The sequence below is a fragment of the SAR86 cluster bacterium genome (assembly GCA_023703535.1).
Classification (GTDB): domain Bacteria; phylum Pseudomonadota; class Gammaproteobacteria; order Magnimaribacterales; family TMED112; genus TMED112.
In genome coordinates, this window is sequence record CP097967.1 from 917,652 (window position 1) to 935,217 (window position 17,566).

Genomic DNA, 17,566 nt, shown 5'->3' on the forward strand with positions numbered 1-17,566 from the left:
CTATTGTTGATCCGATTTATTCAAATATTTAAAGTAATCGCTATCAGGATCTATCAAGAGAATATCGCCTTGATCATTAAAAGTGCTTTTATACGCTTTTAAGCTTCTGGTAAAGTCATAAAATTCAGGATCTTGATTGAATGCTTGAGCATAAGTACCTGCTGCAATTGCATCGCCCTGCCCTCTAATTTTTTCTGCTTCTCTAGTAGCCTCAGCGAGAATAATGGTACGCTCTTTATCAGCGTTAGCTCTTATCTCTTCAGCTAACTCTCTACCTTCAGCTCTTAATTCTTCTGCAATCCTGTTTCTTTCAGTTTTCATTCTTTCAAATACTGAAGATCTAATTTCTCTCTCAAAGTCTATCCTTTTCACTCTGAAATCAACTATTTCAACCCCTAATTCTCCAGAATCTTCACCTAATGAATTTCTGAGTGCCAGCATTAAGCCGTCCCTATCTCCAGAAACAACATCTTGAAGGGTTCTTTTACCAAATTCATTTCTTAATTTATCTCTTACACGTCTTTGCAATGTATCCTCAGCAACTCTGTCCTGACCACCATTAGTAGATGTATAGAATGTTTCAGCGTCAACAATTTTATATTTCACAAATGAATCAACAAAAAGCGGCTTTGATTCTTCAGAGAGAACTCTATCTGGTTGAGTATCTAAAGTCCTTAACCTTGCCTCAAACTTCATGACGTCATCAATGAATGGAATTTTGAAACTTAAGCCAGGCTCGATTGTTCTCTCAAATGCTCCAAGTTTAAGTAAAATAGCTTTTTCTGTATCTCTTACTATCACAATGGTCTGCGAAGCGAGAAATATTAATACTAATGTTAATAATAGTGCTAGTGAACCTTTATTCATCTTCATCCTCTTGTTTTTTAATTAATTGATCTAATGGAAGGTATAGTAAATTATTACCACCCTCTACATCTATCATGACTTTAGTACTTGATGAGAGCACCTCTTCAAGTGCATCAATGTATAACCTTTCTCTAGTTACCTCTGGTGCCTTTTGATACTCTACTAAGAGAGCAAGAAATCTTTCAGATTCACCTTCTGCAATTGCTATTACTTTCTGTTTATAAGCCTCTGCATCTTGAAGAGCTCTCTGTGCATCACCTCTTGCAACTGGAACAATTGAAAGGGCATATTTCTGTGCTTCGTTTCTAAGTCTCTCTTTGTCTTCTCTTGCCGCAACAACATCTCTAAAGGAATCTATTACCTCCGCTGGTGGCTGTCTTTGTTCAATATTAACTTGTTGTACTGAAATTCCTGCATCATAAATTTGTAAATACTCATCCAGACGTAATTGTATTCCTGAACTAATGGCAGCTGCTCCTGAAGTTAATAGGTCGTCCATATTGTTTTCACCAACAACATGACGTAGCGCACTTTCTGTTGCCTGTCTTATTGTTATCTCTGGATCCTCCACGTTTAAGGCATACTTTTTGAGATCGCTTATTGTATATTGGACGTTCAACTCAACGTCTACAATATTCTCATCTTTTGTAAGCATATTTGTTGGAAGTACAAACGTTCTTATTCTTGAAATATTTTCAGAAGCAAAAACTTCTTCAAAGAAAGGAAAATGGAACTGCAATCCTGGGCCTAAAACTCTATTATATTTACCGAGTGTAAAAACTACTTCTCGATTTGCCTCATTTACTATTCTGACACCTAAAAATATATACAAAGCTAATAAACCAAGAATTAAATAGGAGAAGAATTTAAAATTAAATTTAAATGGCGCACCTTTACCTCCGCCGCCGCCAGAAAACATTTTTCTAAACTGATTTATAGCCTCATCGAGGTCGGGTGGGTTATTGTTTCTTTTACCCCATGGATCATTTTCGTTTGGATTCCAATTCATTTATTAAAGCTCCTTAAATAAGTGTTTATTGTATCAGAAAAAGTATCTGAATCATCGGCATACTCTGCATTCATTGAATTATTGAAATTAAATTTTTTCATCCAAGTAAGCTGAGTTTTAATAAGGTTTTTAGTAGCATCAAAGGCTTGTTCAAAAGCTGATTCTAAAGAAACCTTACCATCAAGATGAGCTAAGAACTGCTTATAGTTGATAGCATTCATACTTTGATGTCCAGCATTTAATTTATATTCCTTTTTCAGATTTTCAAGTTCATTTAATATTCCCTGATTAACCATAATTTCTAATCTTTTTTTAGCTAATGATTCCAAGGTTGATTTTTTGTTAAATATTCCTAAAACCAGACATTTGTTGTAGTCAAAAAATTTTTTCATTTCTTGTTTTTTTAATATAGATAATTTAGTTCCAGTTATTCTAATAATTTCAACTGCTCTCTCTACTCTTCTTAAATTTTTTAAATCTATAGATTTAAAGGTTTCCTCATCTATGAGTCTCAATTCATCAATAAGGAAATCGATTCCATTCTCTTTTACATCTTTTTGAATTTGTTTTCTAATATTTTCATCACTAGGAAAGTCGTGTATTCCATTAAGCAATACCTTTTGAAAAAGCATGGATCCTCCAACAAATAAAGGAATATTTTCATTTTTTAAAATTTCTTTTGTAGCTCTATGGGTTTCTTGTAAAAATAATCCTAAGTCGAAATTTCTATCAGGTGAAACAATATCGATTAAATGGTGTGGAATTCCTTTTCTCTCAAACTTTGTTGGTTTAGATGTTCCAATATCCATTCCCTTATACACCATTGCACTATCAACACTGACTATCTCAATTGGAAGATTTTCTGCTAAAGCAATGGAAGTTGCTGTTTTGCCGCTCGCGGTAGGCCCAATAAGAAAGATCGCTGGAAAGTTATATTTATAATTCATCTAAGGCCACTAAAACTGATTCATAAGAGCCAGAAATTTTTTCTAGTGCAATCTTTTGTTCATTTAATTTTTTTTGTCTTAATTCTGAATTTGTATATTTTTTTAGTAAAACTGAAAGCTCATTCTCTGTTTTGAAGGTTTCAAAAATTCCTGTATCGCAAAGCTTCACTTTCAAATCTTTGTAATTTTCAAGATTTTCTCCTGTTATCGAGGGGATATTTGCATAAACAGGCTCCATAAAATTATGTCCTTTTTTGAATATTATGCTTCCACCGACTATTGCAATATCAGCTTGAGAGTAAAGATCAAATAGACTTCCTACCTTCTCAAAAATATAAACATTTTTTTGATTTTTAAACACTTGTTTTACAAGTGAAATCCGTTCAGGATGTCTTGGGGCTAAAATGAGTGCTGAATTTTTTAGATTTTTCCAAGCATTAAAAACAAATTCTTCCTCTCCCTCATGGGAGCTACCTAAAACAACTTTAAATAAATTTTTATCATCAAAGATTTCATTAAATTTAAAATCTAAATTTTTATTAATTTCATAATTTTCTGGATTGATCTTGATATTGCCTAACAACTTTATTTTTTTTGCATCTAATAGCTTAAGTCTATCTACTGTTAACTGTGATTGGGCTAGATAAAGGTCGACTCTTCTAATCATTTTTTTAGCAAGTCCTTTTATAAGATTTAGCCTAGAGAAGGTTGAATCAGAAATAGAAGTATTTAATGACATGATTTTCAGTTTTTTTGGTGACGAGTTGAGAAGGTTTGGCCAGAATTCACTTTCAAATAAAACCAGCTTCTTAACATTAAATTTCTTTATAATTTTTTTGTAAATAAATCCTATATCATACGGAAAGGTTAAGATGCTAACTTCTTTTCCTCTAAATACTTTGTTAACTTCTTCCCTTCCTGTGTTTGTAGTTGTGCTAATTAGAACACTCTCTCCTTGATTGATTAGCTTCTTGGCCAGAGGACTCAGTATTTTTATTTCCCCAAGACTAACTCCATGTAACCAAATGGTAGGACTCTTTGATCCTGATATGTTAAATCCCAATTTTTTTGAAATAGTTGTTAATTTATTTTTTTTTATAACGATTAAATCTCTAAGAATAAGAACAGGCAGTAATAAAATATAAAAGAAGTTATATACAATAAGCATTACATGAATAATATCATTGTTTATTTGATAATTTTTTTAACAAGACTTATCAGTATAATTCCAAGAAATTTTTTTATTAATAATTTTTTTATTAAGAAAATTTTTGAAATAGGTCTTAAAAAAAGAAGAAAAATTATTTCCGCAAATATTAACCACTGTTTCAGCGATAAAGACTCTAAATGGAGAGATAAATTAGTAAAGGATACTTGCGATGAGTCTATTGGTGCTATTTTTGATAATAATCTTGCATGGAATGCTACAACTAAGAAAATTAAATCTCTCGATTATAAAATCAGAGGAATTGAGCTCTTGGATGAAGCCAAAAAAAATAATATGGGTGTATTGCTTTTATTTAGACACAATCTTTATATCGAACTATCAGCAAGAATCTTGAGCCTGCATCATGAACTTCATGCAATGGAAAGACCTAATAATTCAAAAATAATTCAAAAGGTACAAGAAAAGGGACGATTAAAATCTGTGGAGAATTTAATACCAAATTCTGATATTAATAATTTAATAGAACTCCTTAGAAACGGAAAAATAATTCTTTACGGACCAGACCAAGATTACAGGAATAAAAGATCCATAGTATCTACTTTTTTTGGTCAGAAGTGCTTAACCACAACTGTCCCCTTCTCTATTACAAAGATAACTAATTGTAATTTGTTTTATTTTGATTTTTTTAGAAATGAAGGCTGCTATGAATTAATAATTAGTGATATTTCATCTACTCTTGATTCAAAAGAATTTTTTGCAAAGAAATTAAATGAAAAAATTGAAGAAAGTATTCTGAAAAAACCTCAACAATACCTTTGGCATCACAGAAGATTTAAATCACAGAAACCAGAAATATATGATTAAAAAATTTGATTCAATAAAAGGGTTTCTTGACCTTAATGAAGGAATTGCACTTTACGAGGAGGTAAAAAGAATATCTGAGAATAACTTTTGTGTAGAAATAGGTTCATATTGTGGAAAATCTACCTGCTTTATAGGTCAAGCATGTAAAGAGAATAAATCGAAATTAATAACTATCGATCATCATAAAGGCTCTGAGGAACAACAATTAGGTGAGTTATATTTTGATGCTGAGGTTTATGATGAAAAATTAGGAAGAGTTAATACTCTTCCGTTGTTAGAGAAGAATCTTGCTAAGTTTGATTTAGAGGATGTTGTAAAGCCACTTGTAATGGATTCAATTTCTGCTTCAAAAATTGTCGAAAACAATGCGGATTTAATATTTATCGACGGAAGTCATACTTTTGAATCTGCAGAATCAGATTATGAATTATGGAAAAATAAAATTAAAAAAGGTGGCACATTAGCTATTCATGATGTTTATGATTCTGAGGATGAGGGCGGCCAAGCTCCTAATAAAATTTTTAAACAATCTTTAAATGAAGGTTTTAATTTTATGAAACGTGTAAAAAGTCTTGTCCTTTTGCAGAAATCAAACTAGTAAGGCCTTCTTTTTTTTGGTCACATCATATAAACAATCTTTAGCAATAATATAAGCTGCATTTGTCCAAGTTGACCTTTCATCTGGCCAAAATATTTTTTCTGAGTATTGGTAACCAGTTGGGAAAATTCCGTCTTCATTTTTGAAGTTTTCTATTTCACTCATTATTTTTCTTGCAAATTTAATTTCACCGACCCTAATTAAGGAAATTATTGCTTCCGAGGACTCGGCGAAAGTAACCCAAGGCTCCTCTTTAACACATTTTATTCCCATTCCTGGAACGTAAAAATCTGATAGCAAATCGAGAAGTTTTGAACTATCTAAATTTATACCAGCTAAATATGGATAATAAGCATCCATGGAGAAACGAGAACGTTCTATCCCATCCCTATTAAATCTAGACATGTCACCAATAAACTGCTGCTCTATACTTTTTGTTATAACTTCAAGGTTTTTAGTATCTTCATTAAGAAATTTATAGATTTCTATTGCAGCTTTTAGTGAGAGATATATTGATGAGGTTGCAGAGATTAGAGAATTATCTTGAAACTCACCATTTTTTTCCGCCCAGTAAAAAAAACCATAGTCATCTCTAGAGTTAATTGTTTTTTCCACAATTTTTTTGAGAGTTTCAAAGTTTTTCTTTAAGAGATCTATTTCTTCAAAAATATAAAAGCCTTGAAGTAAAGGAACTGAAAAATATATTGCATGATGAATTTCATAATATTTTTGAGTTATCTTTTCACCCTTATACAAAGAGAAGATTTGGCTATCTTTTGATAAATTATCTACAAACCAATCTAAACCCTTAAGAAAACTTTTTTTTCTTCCCAGAATTGCTAAAGCAGTTAAACACTCAAAATGATCCCAAGCATCAAATTTTTTCTTATCATCCCAGAAGATCATTCCACCAGAAGATTGATTGCTCTCAATCCAATCAATCATTGGTTGAAATTCTTTTATTTTCGGAGATAAAAACATTTTGATTTTCCAAAGATAGGATCAAGCAATTTTTCAATAAATGCTGAAATTTTTGCTTGGCCAAACATCTGTTTCACCAACAAAGAGTGAAACTTTTTTAAAAATGGTGTCTCTTCCATGTCATTTCTCGCTCGAAGAATCCAATATAAAGAATGAAAAGAATGCATTCTATTTTTTTTAAATATTTTTAGATTAAGTTTTTCAAAATTTTCTATAAGAAGTTTATTTGAGAAAATTCTTATATGGCCACCAGGTGTTTGTTTATATTTTTTTGAGTACTTCCAGCAAAGCATCTCAGGAATAAATGATGGCACGCTTATGAGTAAGACTCCTCCAGGTTTTAAAATTCTGTAACACTCTTTAATTACTTTTTCAAAATTTGGAACATGTTCTAGAACTTCAGAACAAATAACCATATCAAAAGAATTGTCCTCAAAACTTATGGCTCTTATATCTTGCACACTAAAAGAATAACTATTTCCATTTTTGCAAACATGTTTATCAAATTCATTATTTAGTTTATGGATCTCATGTTCAAGCTGATCAACACCAAATATCTCTGCTTTCTTTAACCTAAAACCAAGAGATTTTAAATGTCTTCCATTACCACAACCTATATCAATAGCTTTTTTTACTTTTTTAAGATTTAAAGATTCGAAATTAAAAGTGTCCACTTAAGATTTTTTGATATAAGGGTTCAAGTTTCATAGCATACTCGTCCCAATCAAAAAAATCATCCATTCTATTAAGACTATTTAATGCAAACTTTTCTCTAAGTTTTGTATTTTCTAACATCTGTTTAATCTTGACTGTTAACTCATCCTTGTCAAAAGGATTGAATGTAAGACCAGCATCAGATAATAGTTCTGGCAATGAGCCTCTGTTAGAAGCTATTACAGGAAGACCCCTTGACATCATTTCTACAAGTGGAAATCCAAATCCCTCATATATTGAAGGGCATATACCTATATCTGCATCATCTAAATTTTGAATTAATTGATCCTTTGAAAGCTTTGGAAGAAATTCAATTTTATCTGCTATTTCAAGCTGTTTAATGAGATTATTATTTTTCTCTCGAAGATCTCCAATTATTTTTAATTTGATATTGATACCCTGATCGCTAAGATCTTTTAAAGATTTAAGAACTATCTCTAAATTTTTCATTGGCACATCAGAGCTTATTATTGATACAAGTCTTGAGGTAAATTTTTTGGGTTTAAAAGGTTCAACTTTTTTTATATTAATTCCGTTCCATATAACTTCTATTCTCTTTTTTTCAAATGAAAATAAATTAGCGATATCATTTTTTGAAGACTGGGTTGGTGTAATTAAAATTTTTGATTTTTTAAGACTATTTTTTTGGTTTGTTAAAAATGAATACCATCTCTTTATTGAAATTTTTTTCAAAAATTTTCTTTCAAATTGAATGTCGATATCTCGGTCGATATGTACTGGATGGTGAACAGTGGTGATCAGCCGATTTGAAATTAGATTTGAAAAGTTGCTTATAGATTGATTGTCATGAAAAATGTCAAAAGAATTTGCTCTTTTAATAAATTCTTTATTGTTCTCCAGTCTTTTCGCAAAATAAATTGGCTCTGAAAAAACTCCAGTGATTGAATCAAAAAAGTCTTGGTAATCAAATATTTTCTTTTCAGGATATTTTTTGAAAAGATCTATTCTTTTTTTAAATTCAAAAGTTTCAAAAAAACCAGGTGTCTTTATTTCAATTAAATCAACATTCTTATTTACGTCAGGTAAAGGATTGCCTGAAAAAATTGTTATTTTATGACCGCGTCTAATTAGAGCATCGGATAAATTTTTTAGATATATGCCTTGCCCACCAGAAAAAGGATCACTTCTATAACTAAGTAAGGCTATTTTTAGTTTTAGCATTAAACTCTAGAGAGCCAGCTATTATATTTTTCTATTTTTCCTTTAACACAGTCAAAGTACGTAGATTGAATTAGGTTAGTAACTTCTCCCCTAGTTCCTTTACCTATTGAAGTTTTATCAACTGACTTAACTGGAGCAATTTCAACTGCAGTCCCACATAAAAATATCTCATCTGCAGTATAAAGTTCGTCTCTTGTAATTAATCTTTCTTTTATCTCAATATCATTATCTTTAGCAATTTGCATTACAGTCTTTCTAGTTATCCCATTTAGACAACAAGTCAATTCAGGGGTAAGTAAAACACCATCTTTGACCAGGAATATATTTTGACCACTACCCTCAGCAACAAATCCAGTAGTATCCATAAGAATTGCTTCTTGATAACCATTTTTCTTTGCTTGATCGTGAGCTAATATTCCGTTTACATAACCTCCACAAATTTTAGATTTGGTCATTAAACTATTCGGGTGTGCTCTTGTATATGATGAAACCATTACATCAATACCTTTTTCAATTGCATCTTTTCCAAAATATGATGGCCATTCTTGACATACCACCATTACATGAACATCCATCCCAACTATGTCTAGACCAAGCCTATCACTCCCAAGAAAAACGATTGGTCTAAGATATGCATTTTTCAAGTTTGATTTTTTTATGACTTGTTTTTGAACCTCAACCAATTCATCAAAGGAATAACTTACCTCTAAACCTAAAATTTTAACTGACTCAAGAAGCCTATTAGTGTGATCTTGCAGTCTAAATATATTTACCTCACCTTCATCTGAGCAGTAACACCTTACTCCCTCAAAAGCACCTAAACCATAGTGAAGTGTATGCGTTAAAGCACTTATATTTGACTGTTCTTTCTTGATATACTCTCCATCAAGCCAATATGTATTCGACATAGGGGTTAGTATAATTAATTGAGAATTTAATTAAAACAAATGATTAATGAAAATATTTTTCGTGCTTACGATATAAGAGGTAAAGCAGATGAAGATTTAAATGATGAAATCATTAGAAAAATTGGAATAGTGCTTAGTGAGAAAATTCTTAAAACTGGTCAAAATAAAGTATACCTAGGGACTGATTGTAGATTGTCTGCAAATAGAATAAAAAAATCACTTATATCTGGCCTATGTTCAAATGATTTAGAGGTTCTTGACCTTGGCATGGTACCTACGCCTTTAGTTTATTTTGCAACAAAAATTGGAAAAACCAATTGTGGAATAATGATAACTGGCAGCCACAATCCTAAAGAAGATAATGGTTTAAAAATGGTAATTAATGATGGTGCAGTTTCTGGTTTTGAAATTAAAAATGATGTGATTAATTTAAAAAATAAAACGACAAATATAGTTAATATTTCAGATGCGAGAGATTTAATTAAACAATATGAAAATGAAATTTTTTCTAATTGTAAATTAGCGAAAAAAATAAAAGTTGTTTTGGATTCTGGTAATGGAGCTGCTGGACCGTATGCAAAAAAAGTATTTGAAAAAATTGGTGCTGAAGTTATTTCATTGAATACTGAACCAGATGGAAATTTTCCAAATCATCACCCCGACCCAAGCAAAGAAAAGAATTTAAAAGATTTAATTGAGTCTGTCTCAGTAAATAAGGCTGATCTAGGTTTCGCATTTGATGGTGATGGAGATAGAGTTGGCATGGTGGATAACAACTCAAATATAGTTTCGCCTGATCACATCATAATGCTCTTATCCGAATATTTTTTGCAAAAAAAGAAGGGGCCTGTGATCTATGATGTTAAATGCTCTAATCAGGTATCAAAAATAATTGAAGACAATGGAGGTGATCCCGTAATAGAAAAGACTGGCCACTTCAACATAAAAAACAAAATTAGAGAGACAAATGCAATTCTAGGTGCAGAAATGTCTGGTCATATTTTCATAAATTATGATTGGTATGGTTTTGATGATGGTATTTATTCTGCAGTTATTCTTGCAAAAATAATTTCTGAACTTGAAATAGATTTATCAACAAAAATTTCAGATTTTCCGAAAGTTTTTTCTACTCCAGAATTAACTTTAGATGTAGAGGATTCTCAGAAATTTGAAATGGTTGATAAATTTAAAAATGAAGTAGACTTTTCAGGATATGAGATTCTTGATATTGATGGTGTTAGATTTTCTAGTTCCAAAGCATGGGGTCTGCTAAGAGCATCAAATACTTCACCAAAACTTGTCATGAGATTTGAGGGTGATACAGATCAAGAATTACTAAACATAATGGCTTTTTTTAAAGATAACTTTAAAAAAATATATCCAAATTTAAATTTTGAAGATCATAGCTAATTTAGAATATCTTTAAGATCATCATCTAAAAAATATTCGAAAATAGCATTATCAAAAGTGCTTGCAACTTTTCCTGTGTTCTTGTCAATTCTTACAAGAGTAATATCTTCTGGAATTACAAAAGTTGTTTCATCTAATAAATCAATTGAATCATTCATGAAATCCAACCATATAGGCAAAGCATTTGAACTTCCAAATTGTTCATCTCCCAATGTACTTCCATCATCTTTACCAACCCAAGAAGAAGCTATGATATTTTCAGCATAACCAACAAACCAAGTGTCTCTTGCATCATTCGTTGTGCCTGTTTTACCTCCAGCATTTTCAATAACAAGATTTAGATTTCTAAATTTAAGAAACCTATCTAATCCCTCTTTTAAAATTTCTCTGGTAATAAATGCTATTTCTTTACCTAATCTTTCCTTATTTCCTTTCGAGGTATTTTGAAAATATACTTCACCTTTCCTATTAGTAATTTTTTCAATCATGAAAAAATCAACTGATGTGCCGCTATTTGGGAATATTGAAAAAGTCTGTGCTAATTCATAAGGTGAAATTAATCCATTTCCTAATGCTCCAGATAGGTCTTTAATGTCCATTGAACTACTAAAGCCATATCTATCAAAACAGCTGTTCATTTTTTCAAATCCAAGCATGTCGGTCAGTTTTATAGATACAGAATTTAGAGATTCAATTAAAGATTCTCTCAATCTTACTGGTCCATGAAAATTACCAGAATTATTCTTTGGTCTCCAATAGTCCTCTAATAATTCATCTTTAACAATGATTGGCCCATCTACCACAACTGTTGCTGGCCTTAAGCCATTTTCAAATGCACAAGAATAGATGAATGGCTTGATTGTTGAGCCAGGCATCAGCTTAGCTGTTACCCTATCAAACTTTGAATCTTGAAAATTATTACCTCCTACATAGGCCTTTATTTCTCCAGATGTGTAATCCATAGCGATGAAAGCTGCCTCTACAGGGGTACCATTTTCATTTAAGTTATTTTCTTTAGCATTTTTCTGATATCTAAAAAGATTTTCGTTCACAGAATTTATTGCATTTATCTGCATTTCTGAATCTAAAGTTGTGTATACATTTAAACCTAATTTGAATGCATCACTCCCATAAATTTGTAAGACTTTTTTTCTAATACTCTCAGAAAAATGTGGGGCTTCTAACTCCAAGATGGGAGGGTAAGTTTTTGAGTCTATATTTTCTAAAATTGATTGTTGATATTGATTTGAAGATATTAGGTCTTCTTCAAACATTCTCTTTAAAATTAAATTTCTTCTCTTCTTTGTCTTTGCTGGATCTTTTTTGGGATTTATAGCTGATGGCCTCTGTAAAATTGCAGCAAGTGTCGCTGAGTCAGCTATAGATATTTCATTAAAATTTTTACCGAAATAATAATCATAGGCTGCCTTAAACCCATAATTTCTATTTCCTAAAAATGTCTTGTTGAAGTAAAGCTGAAGAATTTCTTCCTTGGACATAAATTCTTCTAATCTCCAAGCTAAATAAATTTCTTTTAATTTTCTTTCATAAGTTCTCTCTGTAGACAGCAAATAACTCCTCACTACTTGCATTGATATGGTGCCTCCACCTCCAGATGGTGAGCCTGTTAATTCTCCTAACAGAGCCCTCACTAAGCTTGAGATTTTTACACCTGAATGATTGAAATAATCTTTATCCTCTGCTGCTAATACAGCATTCTTAAGATTTTCTGGAATTTGTTCAAAACTTATTAATTCTCTTCTTTCAATGCCAAAAAATCCAATTAACTTTCCGTCTTTAGAATAAATTCTAATGGGTTGTTGAAGTTCACTTTCAGAAATTAAGTCTAGGTTTGGAGTATTTTTATCAACATATAAAAAAATACAACCAATGAATATAAACATTATTTGAAAAAATAAAGCTAATGATTTTATGACTGTAAGCATTTATATATTATTATTCACATTCACAAAATAATGTAAAAATGAGAATTTTTTTAGTAGGCATGATGGGATCTGGTAAAAGCACAGTTGGTAAAAAACTAGCTGAAAGTCTTTTAGTTGATTTCTACGATTTAGATAAAATTATTGAAGCTAAATTAAAGAAAAATATTAAAGATATCTTTGAAGAAGATGGTGAAGGCTTTTTTAGAGATATTGAAAATAAATCTTTAATTGATTTTCAAAATAAAACAAAATTTGTTCTAGCTACAGGGGGTGGCATCATTACTAATGAAGGCTCTAGAAATTTCTTATCTAAAGAAAGAACTTATTTTCTAGATGGTGGTGAAGAAATTCTCTATGAACGGTCTACAAGAAGAAGAGAGTTTCGTCCATTAATGAAAGATATGGACATTAAAGGGTTTAGTCAATTACTCAAAAAAAGAAGGCAATATTATATTGAGTCATCTATTGCTACTATTGATATTGATAAAAAAAATATTGATGAAGTTGTAGACTGGATAAAAAATAATGAAAAAAATCATTTTTAAGAATCAAGAACAAGAGGTAGAAATTCTTTATCAGAAAGAAATTTCTAAAATTTCAGAAAGTTTCCCTGAGCACGGAAAGATGTTTTTTGTATGTGATGAAAGAGTTTTGGAAAAGAATCCACAAATGAATAAATTGTTAAACGAAAATGTTTATCTTGTTAAAAGTCCTGAAAAAGAGAAAGATTTACAGTCAACTATTAGAATTCTTAAATTCCTGAAAGACAATGGGTGCAACAGAAATGATCATCTTATTGCAATAGGTGGTGGAGCTACGACAGATTTAGGTGGATTTGCCTCATCAATATATATGAGAGGAATAAATTTAATAATAATTCCAACATCGTTACTAGGACAGGTTGATGCTTCGGTAGGAGGGAAAACAGGAGTAAATTTTGAAAGTTATAAAAATTTAGTTGGCTCTTTTTTTAATCCCAAAAAAATTATTGTCTGTACAAATTTTTTAGAATCACTAGACGAGCAAGAGTATCTCAATGGGCTTGCTGAGATATTAAAACACGCGATTATAACTTCAGATAACGATGTCGATACTTTATTAAAGAATATTGAAAAAATTACTAGCCGTGATAATGATTTTCTAGAAGAACAAACAAAAAGATCTATAGAGATAAAAACAAAAATTGTCACAGAAGACTTTCTGGAAGCTGGGCAAAGAAAATTCTTAAATTTTGGACATACATTTGCCCATGGAATCGAATCTATAAATCAAAATAATCCAATACTTCATGGTCATGCGGTAATAATTGGAATGAAAATGGCTTTAGAATTTTCCTATCAAGAGAAATTTTTAGATGAAGAAAGTTTTACAAAATCTAAAAATCTTCTAAATAGTTTTAAATATAATCTAAGTGATATAGAGCTAGATGCAGATAAAATTCTAAGTGCAATGGAATTAGACAAGAAAAATGATGGAAACGGAATAAATTTAGTTTTGCTAAAAAAAATTGGCGTTCCTTTTTTAAGCAAATCAAATGAACCAAATAAAATTCTAAAATTTTTAATTAACTTTATAGATAACTTTGAATATAGATAACTTTGAATAATTATTTTTTAAAAGCACTCAACCAAGAAAATGAAGCTCCATATATTCCTGTATGGCTCTTGAGACAGGCCGGCAGATATATGCCAGAGTACAGAGAGGTAAGATCTCAATATAAAGATTTTTTTGAGATGATTAAAAAACCTGAAATTTGTAAAGAGCTTACTTTGCAGCCTTTAAATGCATTTGATCTTGATGCGGCAATAACTTTTACAGATATTCTTACAATTCCGGATGCTTTAGGTTTAAAAGTAAATTTTGTAAAAGGGAAGGGTCCAATATTTGAGAAGTCACTTTCATCAATGGACAAATTAGATTTAAATACCAATGAATTTCATGACAAAATCCAATATGTTTACAGTGCAACTTCTCTAATAAAAGAAAATGTAAATGTTCCTCTTATAGGATTTACCGGAAGTCCTTGGACACTATTTGTTTATATGTTTTATGGACAATCGCCAAAAGATTTTAAAAGCATTCAATCATATATATCTGAAAACTCTAGAGATGCGGAAAGATATTTACAAATACTTACAGATTGCTGTATTGAATATGCAAAAAGACAAGTGCAACATGGCGCAGACTGTATTCAAATTTTTGATTCTTGGGCAGGGATTCTTGAAAATAATTATGTAGATTTTTCTCTGAAGTATGTAAATCAAATTTATGAAGCTCTAAATGGGGAAGTTCCCTTAATTCTTTATAACCGCGGCAAGCTTCTTTCTACTTTTATTCATGAATCGTCTTTCAAAGCATATAGCATAAATTCTTCTGATCAAATCGAAAATTATATAGATGAAGATATAACAATACAGGGAAACCTTAATCCAGATTTTTTCAAAAAAAATGAGGAAGAAATCAAATTAAAGGTACATGAAATTTTTACAAAATTTAAAGATAGGAAAAATTATATTTTTAATGTTGGTGAGGGACTTACTCCTGATTTAGATCCAGAAAAGATTAAAATTTTCCTTAAAACATTAAGAGGTCTTAATTCTCAATAAACCTTCTTGAGTTACAGAAGAAACAACATCTCCTTCTCTAGTAAAAAAAGTGCCTCTGCCCAGCCCTCGTGCATTACCAGTATATGGGCTATCTGTTGAGTAGAGAATCCAATCATCCCATCTAAAGTTTTGTTTATGAAACCACATTGTATGGTCTAGGCTAGCCATCATTAAATTAGGTGACATATAACTTAATCCATGTGGATACAAACAAGGAGCAAGTAAACCCGAGTCAGAAACATATGATAAAAATGCATGATGTATCTCATTTTTATCAGGTAATTTTCCATTTGGCTTCATCCAAAGATTTCTTACCGGAGGTAGTTTTTGAGGGTCAAAAACATCATTCCATTCAACAATTTTTAATGATATCTCTCTCTCCTTTAAGAAAAATGGTCTTAAATCTTCAGGGATTAAATCTATGTTTTCCTCTCGCATTTCAATTTCTGTTTTTAACTCGTCAGGTCCAGGTATATCTGGCATATCTATGCTATGTGAAAAACCTTCTTCGTGTTTATGAAATGAGACTGACATTGTAAAAATAACTTCATTATTTTGTATTGCTTTTACTGTTCGAGTAAAAAAACTTCTACCATCTCTTATAGGGTCGACACTAAATAATACTGGTTGTTTAATAACACCTGGACGAAGAAAATAGGCATGCAGTGAATGGAGATGAACATCTTCATCAAGTGTTGAGTTAGCAGCTATGTATGCTTGCGCTATGACTTGGCCACCATATATTCTTTGTATACCAGCATTTTTACCTTTGAATCTGTATAAATAGGTATCAAGTTTTTCAAGAGAGAGTCTATCAAGAACGCTTTGGAATCGATTGTCTATTTTCTTTAATTTTTCTTGATCCATTATTGAGCTGATAAACCTCCGTCGATAACAAGCTCTGTACCTGTAATCATCTTTGATTCATCAGATGCCAGAAATAAAATTCCATTAGCAACATCTATTGATTCTGCAAATTTTCTTATAGGAATTTGTTTTTCTAACTTTCCCAATAACTCTTCGCTAGCATTTTCAAAAAAAGCTTGCATCATTTCTGTTTTAGCAAATACAGGGTGTATGCTGTTACACCTCACTAGATCAGTTGTTCTTGCGCAATGCAAAGCCACGGACTTTGATAAATGTCTTACACCTGCTTTAGCACTGTTATAAGCAGCAAAATTATGTCCGGCAACTATACCAGATATAGAAGAAATATTTATGATCGAGCCATTTCCTGATTTTCTCATTAATGGCAAGGCATATTTACATCCTAAAAATACTGAATCTAAGTCTACTTTATGAACAAGCTCCCAATCTTCTTCAGTAGTTGACTCAACATCAGATATAAAACCTATACCGGCATTATTTACTAAAATATTTAAACTACCAGCTTTAGCTTCAATTTCATTTATGACCTCCTCCCACCTTTTCGAATCAGTTACATCATGCTCAAAAAAATCTATATCTAATTCCTTAGCTACAGTCTTTCCACGTTCAGAATTTATATCACTTATAAAAACAGTTGCGCCTTGCTCTTTAAATAAACGAGCTGTTTCTTTACCAAATCCAGAGGCTCCTCCCGTGATAAGTGCTACTTTATCTTTTAATCTCATTTCCATTATTCAACTATTGAAGCTTTTAAAATTAAGATAGGCTCTACTGGCACATCTGTGTGTGGTGGAAAAACTCCTGTCTCAGTCATTGCTATTTTATCAACAACATCCATTCCCTCTGAAACTTTTCCAAAAACTGCATACCCCCATCCCCTAGATGTTTCAGAAGTATGATTTAAAGTGAAATTATTTTGTAAGTTTATGAAAAATTGTGATGAAGCTGAATGAGGTTCTGCAGTTCTAGCCATTGCAATAGAACCTCTTTCATTTTTTAAGCCATTATTTGCTTCATTTTGAATAGGCTCAAGATCTCTATCTTTCATTGACATATCCTCATTATGTCCACCGCCTTGAATTACAAAATTTTCTATTACTCTGTGAAAAATAGTTTGATCGTAAAAACCAGATTCAACATATTTAACAAAATTTTGAGTTGTAATAGGTGCTAACTCTTTGTTTAGTTCTATTTTTATTTCTCCAAGAGAAGTAGTTAAAAGAACCGTAACAATTCCCTCTTTAATCATCTTTGTTGCTCCTTCGTTTTTTTAAATAAATATAAATTGCTTCTGGAATTCCAAGAAGATTCACCAGTATAAAAAATACAAACCAAAATTTTTCGCCTCTCCTAGCTGATATCCACAGTGCAAAAGCTTTTAATATTCCAGCTACAATTATTATTGGAATATAGAAGTATAAAAAATTTGGCATCTCAAATAATGTCTCTAGATTTTGTATTGGACTATATCCCATCAT

At 31.1% G+C, this 17,566-nt stretch carries 19 protein-coding genes; 6 read left to right on the forward strand and 13 right to left on the reverse strand.

Features of this window, described 5'->3' with window-relative positions:
* From hflC to M9B42_04750, 4 genes are read right to left on the reverse strand one after another with little or no spacing between them, the layout of a single operon-like run.
* Window positions 1-867, reverse strand: coding sequence for a protease modulator HflC (hflC, locus tag M9B42_04735; GenBank protein URQ64076.1), 867 nt, complete (start codon window positions 865-867; stop codon window positions 1-3).
* Window positions 860-1,876, reverse strand: coding sequence for an FtsH protease activity modulator HflK (gene hflK / locus M9B42_04740; protein ID URQ64077.1), 1,017 nt, complete (start codon window positions 1,874-1,876; stop codon window positions 860-862). Before hflK ends, hflC begins: the two co-directional genes overlap by 8 nt.
* Window positions 1,873-2,823, reverse strand: coding sequence for a tRNA (adenosine(37)-N6)-dimethylallyltransferase MiaA (gene miaA, locus M9B42_04745; GenBank protein URQ64078.1), 951 nt, complete (start codon window positions 2,821-2,823; stop codon window positions 1,873-1,875). The genes hflK and miaA overlap by 4 nt, the downstream gene beginning before the upstream one ends.
* Complete coding sequence (locus M9B42_04750; GenBank protein ID URQ64079.1) at window positions 2,813-3,991, reverse strand: hypothetical protein; 1,179 nt, start codon at window positions 3,989-3,991, stop codon at window positions 2,813-2,815. Before M9B42_04750 ends, miaA begins: the two co-directional genes overlap by 11 nt.
* 3 nt (window positions 3,992-3,994) lie before the next feature.
* Between M9B42_04750 and M9B42_04755 the strand changes: the two genes are divergently transcribed.
* Together M9B42_04755 and M9B42_04760 are read left to right on the forward strand one after the other, a co-directional pair.
* Complete coding sequence (locus tag M9B42_04755) at window positions 3,995-4,855, forward strand: hypothetical protein (GenBank protein URQ64080.1); 861 nt, start codon at window positions 3,995-3,997, stop codon at window positions 4,853-4,855.
* Window positions 4,848-5,453 (forward strand): class I SAM-dependent methyltransferase, encoded by a 606-nt coding sequence (locus M9B42_04760; protein ID URQ64081.1) that lies wholly within the window; start codon window positions 4,848-4,850, stop codon window positions 5,451-5,453. The genes M9B42_04755 and M9B42_04760 overlap by 8 nt, the downstream gene beginning before the upstream one ends.
* Here M9B42_04760 and M9B42_04765 read toward each other — a convergent pair.
* Genes M9B42_04765 through M9B42_04780 form a run of 4 tightly spaced genes read right to left on the reverse strand, consistent with a single transcriptional unit; the run spans window position 5,445 to window position 9,238 of the window.
* Window positions 5,445-6,398 (reverse strand): hypothetical protein, encoded by a 954-nt coding sequence (locus M9B42_04765; protein ID URQ64082.1) that lies wholly within the window; start codon window positions 6,396-6,398, stop codon window positions 5,445-5,447. The genes M9B42_04760 and M9B42_04765 overlap by 9 nt on opposite strands.
* 14 nt (window positions 6,399-6,412) lie before the next feature.
* Window positions 6,413-7,108 carry a methyltransferase domain-containing protein gene (locus M9B42_04770; protein URQ64083.1) on the reverse strand — a complete coding sequence of 232 codons (696 nt, stop codon included), beginning with the start codon at window positions 7,106-7,108 and terminating at the stop codon, window positions 6,413-6,415.
* The gene (locus M9B42_04775) at window positions 7,095-8,330 is read right to left on the reverse strand and encodes a glycosyltransferase family 4 protein (GenBank protein ID URQ64084.1); all 1,236 of its coding nucleotides are present in this window, start codon (window positions 8,328-8,330) and stop codon (window positions 7,095-7,097) included. The genes M9B42_04770 and M9B42_04775 overlap by 14 nt, the downstream gene beginning before the upstream one ends.
* A complete protein-coding gene (locus M9B42_04780) occupies window positions 8,330-9,238 on the reverse strand; it encodes a branched-chain amino acid transaminase (protein ID URQ64085.1) in 909 nt (302 codons plus the stop codon). Before M9B42_04780 ends, M9B42_04775 begins: the two co-directional genes overlap by 1 nt.
* A gap of 39 nt (window positions 9,239-9,277) precedes the next feature.
* Here M9B42_04780 and M9B42_04785 point away from each other — a divergent pair, with 39 nt between their 5' ends.
* Window positions 9,278-10,648 (forward strand): phosphomannomutase/phosphoglucomutase, encoded by a 1,371-nt coding sequence (locus M9B42_04785; protein URQ64086.1) that lies wholly within the window; start codon window positions 9,278-9,280, stop codon window positions 10,646-10,648.
* On the opposite strand, the gene M9B42_04790 is transcribed toward M9B42_04785, so the two are convergent.
* Window positions 10,645-12,594, reverse strand: a complete 1,950-nt coding sequence (locus M9B42_04790) for a transglycosylase domain-containing protein (protein URQ64087.1) — start codon at window positions 12,592-12,594, stop codon at window positions 10,645-10,647. The two genes, M9B42_04785 and M9B42_04790, sit on opposite strands and share 4 nt — an antisense overlap.
* Before the next feature lie 38 nt (window positions 12,595-12,632).
* Here M9B42_04790 and M9B42_04795 point away from each other — a divergent pair, with 38 nt between their 5' ends.
* From M9B42_04795 to hemE, 3 genes are read left to right on the forward strand one after another with little or no spacing between them, the layout of a single operon-like run.
* A complete protein-coding gene (locus M9B42_04795) occupies window positions 12,633-13,139 on the forward strand; it encodes an AAA family ATPase (GenBank protein ID URQ64088.1) in 507 nt (168 codons plus the stop codon).
* Entirely contained in the window at window positions 13,120-14,190 is a 1,071-nt protein-coding gene (gene aroB, locus M9B42_04800; GenBank protein URQ64089.1) for a 3-dehydroquinate synthase, read from the forward strand. Before M9B42_04795 ends, aroB begins: the two co-directional genes overlap by 20 nt.
* A 2-nt stretch (window positions 14,191-14,192) precedes the next feature.
* Window positions 14,193-15,200: a uroporphyrinogen decarboxylase gene (gene hemE, locus M9B42_04805; GenBank protein ID URQ64090.1), complete on the forward strand. Its 1,008-nt coding sequence runs from the start codon at window positions 14,193-14,195 to the stop codon at window positions 15,198-15,200.
* On the opposite strand, the gene M9B42_04810 is transcribed toward hemE, so the two are convergent.
* Genes M9B42_04810 through M9B42_04825 form a run of 4 tightly spaced genes read right to left on the reverse strand, consistent with a single transcriptional unit; the run spans window position 15,177 to window position 17,566 of the window.
* Window positions 15,177-16,067: an acyl-CoA thioesterase II gene (locus M9B42_04810; protein URQ64091.1), complete on the reverse strand. Its 891-nt coding sequence runs from the start codon at window positions 16,065-16,067 to the stop codon at window positions 15,177-15,179. The two genes, hemE and M9B42_04810, sit on opposite strands and share 24 nt — an antisense overlap.
* Window positions 16,067-16,819 carry a glucose 1-dehydrogenase gene (locus M9B42_04815; protein URQ64092.1) on the reverse strand — a complete coding sequence of 251 codons (753 nt, stop codon included), beginning with the start codon at window positions 16,817-16,819 and terminating at the stop codon, window positions 16,067-16,069. Before M9B42_04815 ends, M9B42_04810 begins: the two co-directional genes overlap by 1 nt.
* Window positions 16,819-17,337, reverse strand: a complete 519-nt coding sequence (locus M9B42_04820) for a peptidylprolyl isomerase (GenBank protein URQ64093.1) — start codon at window positions 17,335-17,337, stop codon at window positions 16,819-16,821. The genes M9B42_04815 and M9B42_04820 overlap by 1 nt, the downstream gene beginning before the upstream one ends.
* Complete coding sequence (locus M9B42_04825; GenBank protein URQ64094.1) at window positions 17,330-17,566, reverse strand: DUF5652 family protein; 237 nt, start codon at window positions 17,564-17,566, stop codon at window positions 17,330-17,332. Before M9B42_04825 ends, M9B42_04820 begins: the two co-directional genes overlap by 8 nt.